Annotated in this window: 1 protein-coding gene and 1 pseudogene; both read left to right on the top strand. The window is 45.8% G+C overall.

The genetic code is table 11. From position 1 onward, the window contains the following. A partial coding sequence (locus AC1DSE_RS32715; protein WP_477528871.1) for a tubulin-like doman-containing protein occupies window positions 1-2,775 on the top strand: 2,775 nt, incomplete at its 5' end. Beyond that, window positions 2,775-3,535, top strand: a pseudogene (locus tag AC1DSE_RS32710) (transcription initiation factor TFIID); the annotation flags it as partial. The gene AC1DSE_RS32715 and the pseudogene AC1DSE_RS32710, both read left to right, overlap by 1 nt.

Raw genomic sequence — 3,535 nt, 5'->3', positions numbered from 1 at the left:
ATTATAGAGCGTGATCACGGATCAGCCGGCATCGACCGCGTTAATACGCTTGGTTATTTGTTTACGCCGGATATTAACCTTGCAAGCAAAAGCTTGAGTGACCATACACGTGAGTACATTAAGAAAAATGGCTATGCTGCACTGAAGGAACTGGACTATTGGATGAATGTGGACAGCCGTGGTGAACGGTTTACGCAGCAATATGGCAATATACTAAACGTTAATTCGCCGCTCCCACCGTTTAATTTATGCCATCTCATCTCGGCTACAAACGCTGAGGGCAAGCTGCTTGAAAATGCTTATGATTATTGCATGAATGTAACGGCAGAGAATATTACGAACTTTATTTCCAGCGAGGAAAAACAATCCGGCGAGGAATTCGCTATTCATGATTATATTAGCAACATTCGGACCAATATTGCTCAAATGAACAAAATGTACCCGGCTAACTACGATTACAACATTATCGGAGCTTCTTCGGCGGTACTGCCGATCGAGGAAATGACGACTTATTTGGCCTACCGACTTTTCAACAAAATGGACAAGATGTTTGAAAAGGCGCCGAGTCAGGACGATGTAGAGAAATTTGCTCGCAAGCTTGGCATTGATCTCGAAACGATGATGAAAACCTTTGACTCACGAGTGCCTGAGCCGCTGCCAGGCTTCGAGAACAGCGAGCGACTCAGCTACAATAACGTGGTGAAAATGCAAGCCGTGAACATGGATACGGAGCTGGAGCAAAACTTTTTGGCTCGTGCGCGCGAGGAATATATTAAGGCCAAGAAACAGCTGCCAGGCGAAATTGTTGGGCAATTTACCGATCAAATTCGCCGTACATTTCTCCATCCAGAGCAAGGGCCATTTTATGTATCCCGTCTCCTGCATACTGAGAAAGGCTTCTGCTTGCTGAAGATGCTGCTCTCTTATATTGAGACGCTTCGTGAGGGGCTGTCACGTCTTCCTAAAGAGATCGAAGCAGCTAGAGAGCAAGCCAATGAGCGTATGGGCGATGCGAAGAGCGCGTTCGTATCCAAGGATAAGAAGAAAAACAACTATATCGAAGCAAAAATAAATGAGTACTGGCTGCTTGCTGACGTTGAGCGAATGGAGCAATTGATTGAATTTTATGAGGATCTCCACCAGCTGCTGAACAACGAGAATAACCGCATTTATAACGTATTTACTGAAATTTTGAATGTGCTTAATTCGATTTTTGCCAAAAATGGTGAAATCCTGACAAGCGGCGAGGAACAAGCGGATCATAAAGGAAACAAAACTTATTATTGGAATATCGTAGGCGTACCAGACATCTCCGACGTTATCAGCCGTTTAATGGATAAGAAGGACGGCGATGATCTGATCCGCGACTTTACGCAGGAGCTTCTAGACCATTCGAATCTTTGGGTAAAAGAGCAGGAAATAGATATCGTCAGCTCGATTTCAGAGTTTTTGACGAATAAATTCGGCGATCTGATTACGAAATCAATGGAAGAATTCCTAGTTATGAAATACGGGAATGATGAATCGATTGAGAAGTTTGTTGAGCGTCATATTGCGAGCAAGCTTGATGAGGAAGCTGTGCCTGTATTCCATCTCAGCAACAGCTCAGGCAATTTGCATGTCCCTTCATGGGGGTTTGTGTCCGTGCCTGTGCAGGCGCCGAGCATTTTGAGAGGGATTCGGAATTATCAAAATAACTCGATAGGCAAATCTCACTTTACGATAAAGGAAAGTGAAGTGAAAAACCGGATTTTCTGGCTGAATACGAGAAATGGTGTACCTTTGTTTGTTTATACGCCGCTGAAGGTCTATGAAGAAAGCTATGAACGCACGATTCTCGATAAGGAAGGCATTGGCCGTCATTTGGTGCAGACTGACCGTGTCAATTGGACCTATTTGCCTTCGCCGATTCCAGAGAAATCATGGGGCGATACGTACGTCAACCCACGTGTGAGAAGCTATAATGCAAGGGTTCGCGCTGAGTTTGTCAAAGCCGAGAGCTTCCGTATTATTGAAGAGAAGGGCATAGACAATAACACGAGCAGCCGTTATTCCGTTCGCTTCACGAAGCCGTTCCAGTTATCGGATGCGTTAAAACCGTTCAATATGCAGCTTGATGGCGCGAAGCCGAATTTAGGTGAAGTTAAGCGAGCAGTAAATGAGCTGAAGCGCCTTTTATCCGAGGGGCTGGAGCTTGAATCGACAAAAGATATTTTCGGCAGCTTTACAGAGGAGCTTGCACAAGAAAATCTCATTCGTTCGCCGGAGCAGCTAAGACGGGTTCGTGAGGAATTGGCGAAGTATGAATCCATCTCTGTAAAATTAGTCGAGCTTGAGCAGCTGCTTATGCAGCACCAAGATGATGAGAAATTGCTGGATCAGTTTATCGAGGCGCTGTACACAGAGACTATTTGCAAGAAAGGTGCCCTGTATGTTTATGATCGCGAGCCAGAGGAAGAAGCATGGCCGCCTTTCGCTAATTTAATGAAAAGCAGCAGCTATGTTGAGTTTGAGGTGTTTGAGAGCTTCCGACAGCTGGAGGAGAAAAACCGCAGCGTGCTAAGACGCAAAGCGGAGCGCAGAGTCACGGAGCTGACTGCAACGGAGGATACTTCAAAGCTGTTAGCCAAGCTGGAGGAGCTGTTCGGCACATTCCTTGATGCACGCGAGCGTCTCGAATACGAGAAGGTTGAGCTGGCAAATGGAGAGGAAATGCACCGGTTCTACCGGCAAATGTCTACTAAACTTAACGAAATTCGTAGAAAGTTGAAATAATGATGAGAGAATTGTTGGATCTATATGCAAGCGACTATTCGGCTGCTGAGCAGAAGCTTAGCGGCCTTGAGGATGATCAAAGCAGCATTCACTATCCAACCGTATTTCTATACATCGGAGATGAGGCAGGACATGCGATTGAACCTATGATTCAATCCAATGAACTGAAATGGGACAACAATGCCGGCGTTATTTATTTCCATGTCTCGTCGAGTGAAGCAAATGCTGCCTCTGGAAGTGCAGGTTATAAAGCATCGTCATACCATGGGGCAAATCGTAATCGATCTGTCCCGAAGGTGACGAGGGTAGCGCTTACGGATGTTGTAGATGGCAAAACGGATAATCGCACCAAACGCAAAGATATAGGCACCGCATTCCATAAGGAAGGGCATCATCTAGCGGATCTCAACCGGGCGCTGCGTCAGGTTAGCGATACAATTGCTGATTACGGCCGATTGTACGCATCTTTCGATCGCCTTCATCTTGCTGTCATTACAAGGGTTGATGATCCATTAAACGTGCTTGTTCCAGAAATATCGCTGCTTGCTCAATCGATTTTTTTGCAGCTGTTCAAATCCGTTCAAATGGATTTGTACGCTTTAATTAATGAACGTGAGCAATCAGAGACGTTTGGTTTGGCAAGCGCAGCGGGTATCAGCTTCCTGCGCGAGCTGGATGGAATGCAGCGGCCAGATTATTCTTTTTCGGCGAGGCTTCAGGTGACGGGTGATGGATTATCAATTCCGGTCACCCACAAGGC

The sequence above is a fragment of the Paenibacillus sp. 01L418 genome, assembly GCF_056400045.1.
Note: the sequence above shows the minus strand (reverse complement) of the source record. Positions and strands in the feature narration are given on the sequence as shown.